Origin of the sequence: Paenibacillus forsythiae T98, assembly GCF_000520735.1 — a bacterium.
In the GTDB taxonomy this organism is placed as follows: Bacteria; Bacillota; Bacilli; order Paenibacillales; family Paenibacillaceae; genus Paenibacillus_AQ; species Paenibacillus_AQ forsythiae.
Genome location: NZ_ASSC01000784.1, coordinates 1 through 1536, shown reverse-complemented (window position 1 = coordinate 1536; position 1536 = coordinate 1). Strand labels below are relative to the sequence as shown.

Genomic DNA, 1536 nt, shown 5'->3' with positions numbered 1-1536 from the left:
TTATCAAACGAAAGGTCTGCGCGGAAGCGGATTTGAAGGCTACCATTCGGAGAATCTGATGGCAGGCTATACGCATCTGCATTTTGCATCCAATCCGAAGGTTGCGGAGCGCTTCATCGAACGCTGCCTGGAGTATAGTCGGAAAAGAGGCGAGGACCGTGGAAGAGCCTGACCCAAGAGCGAACCGCAAGGGCTATACCCTTGTCTATACTGGCGACGGCAAAGGCAAAACGACCGCCGCGCTCGGGCTTGCGCTGCGGGCTTCGGGGCGCGGCTATAAAGTGCTGATTCTGCAATTTATCAAATCGCCGGAGAGGACATGCGGAGAGCATATCGCCCTCCGTAAACTGGGGGTGGACATCCGGCAGCTCGGCGCGGGGTTAACCTGGACGAAGACGCCGGAAGAGCACCGCTCCGCTCTGCGGGAGGCATGGTCTTCCGCCAGAGAAGAAGTGCTTGGCGGCGATTGGGACGTAGTGGTGCTGGACGAGATCAACAATGCGCTTGCGATCCGGAAATTTCCGGTGGAGGACGTGCTTCCCCTTGGCGAAGTGCTCGATTTAATCAGGCGCAGGCCGAAGCATCTGCATCTGGTTCTGACCGGGCGTCAGGCCAGAACCGAAATTCTGGAGCTGGCGGACCTGGTGTCCGAGGTTCAGGCGGTTAAGCACTATTACCATGATGGGGTTCAGGCGGTTCCGGGGATGGATTATTGACCTTAGGAAGCAGGAGGGAGGAAATTTATGCGAGGCACGGAGTCCAGTGACAAGAAGCTGATTCTTGCCACCGGAGGCGCGCGAAGCGGCAAGAGTCGTTTTGCCGAAGAGTATGCCGGGGAACTGGGAACGACCCGGGGGCAAAGGATCGTCTATATCGCCACCTCCCAGCTCTACGACGACGAGATGAGGAGGCGGGCGGCAATCCACCGGGACCGGCGGCCTGCGGAATGGCGGACGGTTGAGGAGCCTTACGAGCTGGAAGCCGTCATCCGGCGGCTGTCGGAAGAACCGGTATCCGTTGTCCTGATCGACTGCATGACCTTATGGATTTCGAACCTGCTGTTAATGCCGGACGAATCGGGACAGGAGCGCTGGATGAAGCCGGAGCACAGCGAATGGATTCTTGAGCGGGCCAAGGAGCTTGCCCGCCTGCTGAAACAGGCTCCCTTCCCGGCGGTTCTGGTCACCAATGAAGTAGGGGATTCGCTTGTTCCCGAGTATCCTCTCGGCAGAGTCTACCGCGACCTGGCGGGGCAGGTGAATCAGGCGCTTGCGGAGCAGGCTGACGAAGTCTTTCTGGTCGTCTGCGGAATTCCGGTGAATTTGCGGGAAGCGGCCTGGCGCTCCGGTGGAAAGGGGCAGTAATTGTTGCAAGGTATTATGTTTGTGATTACAGCGATTATCATTGATCTCTTGGTCGGCGACCCGCGCGGCATCCCGCATCCCGTGATCGGGATGGGAAAGCTCATCGCCAGGGTGGAATCGGTTCTTCGGAAATGGGGCGCGGGGAGGGCGGCGGAGAGAGCGCTTGGCGTGC

The 1536-nt window shown here is 59.0% G+C and carries 3 protein-coding genes; all 3 read left to right on the top strand.

Features of this window, described 5'->3' with window-relative positions; genetic code table 11:
- Positions 1 to 158: 158 nt before the first annotated feature.
- Positions 159 to 716 carry a cob(I)yrinic acid a,c-diamide adenosyltransferase gene (gene cobO / locus L692_RS0123910; RefSeq protein WP_025702468.1) on the top strand — a complete coding sequence of 186 codons (558 nt, stop codon included), beginning with the start codon at positions 159 to 161 and terminating at the stop codon, positions 714 to 716.
- 27 nt (positions 717 to 743) lie between these two features.
- A complete protein-coding gene (gene cobU / locus L692_RS0123905; RefSeq protein ID WP_025702467.1) occupies positions 744 to 1364 on the top strand; it encodes a bifunctional adenosylcobinamide kinase/adenosylcobinamide-phosphate guanylyltransferase in 621 nt (206 codons plus the stop codon).
- A gap of 15 nt (positions 1365 to 1379) precedes the next feature.
- Positions 1380 to 1536 (top strand): cobalamin biosynthesis protein (locus tag L692_RS32125; protein ID WP_198027821.1); only part of this gene is annotated, 157 nt, incomplete at its 3' end.

Bases quoted from the DNA above. Each gene is read 5' to 3' on its own strand.
- cobU (WP_025702467.1), top strand. From the start codon at position 744: ATGCGAGGCACGGAGTCCAGTGACAAGAAGCTGATTCTTGCCACCGGA.